This is a genomic window from Mycobacterium persicum (genome assembly GCF_002086675.1).
GTDB classification, from domain to species: Bacteria; Actinomycetota; Actinomycetes; order Mycobacteriales; family Mycobacteriaceae; genus Mycobacterium; species Mycobacterium persicum.
The window spans coordinates 1-446 of sequence record NZ_MVIF01000307.1 but is presented as its reverse complement, the minus strand read 5'-3'; the positions used below and the strand labels follow the sequence as shown (position 1 = coordinate 446).

The 446-nt window shown below is 66.6% G+C and carries 1 protein-coding gene; it reads left to right on the top strand.

Annotated features, from left to right (window positions below):
• Positions 1–2 precede the first annotated feature (2 nt).
• A partial coding sequence (locus tag BST40_RS28535) for an acyltransferase domain-containing protein (RefSeq protein ID WP_341865545.1) occupies positions 3–446 on the top strand: 444 nt, incomplete at its 3' end.

Sequence of the window (446 nt, the reverse complement as noted above, 5' to 3'; positions counted from 1 at the left end):
ACCTGCGTGAACCGGTTCGTTTTGCTGATTGTGTAGCGGGTTTGCTGGCTCAGGGCCCCCATGTTTTTGTGGAGTTATCCCCCCATCCGGTATTGGCCCCAGCAATCAGCGACACCCTCACCACCACCACCACCGCGACCACCACCGCGACCACCACCGCGACCGCGACGGGGACCGTGACGGGGACGAGGACCGCGACGGGGACTGCAGGTTCTGGGGGTGTGGGCCACGGCAGCGCGGTGATCAGCACCGCCCATCGTGATCGGGCCCACCTAGACACCCTGGCCCACGCGCTGGCCCAACTACACACCCATGGCCACAGCCCCCACTGGCGGCACCTCTACCCCCAAGCCCGTATCACCGCATTACCCACCTACCCCTTCCAACACCGCCGTTTCTGGCTAACCCCCAGCACCGCCTCGAGCGCCGATGTCAGCGCTGCGGGG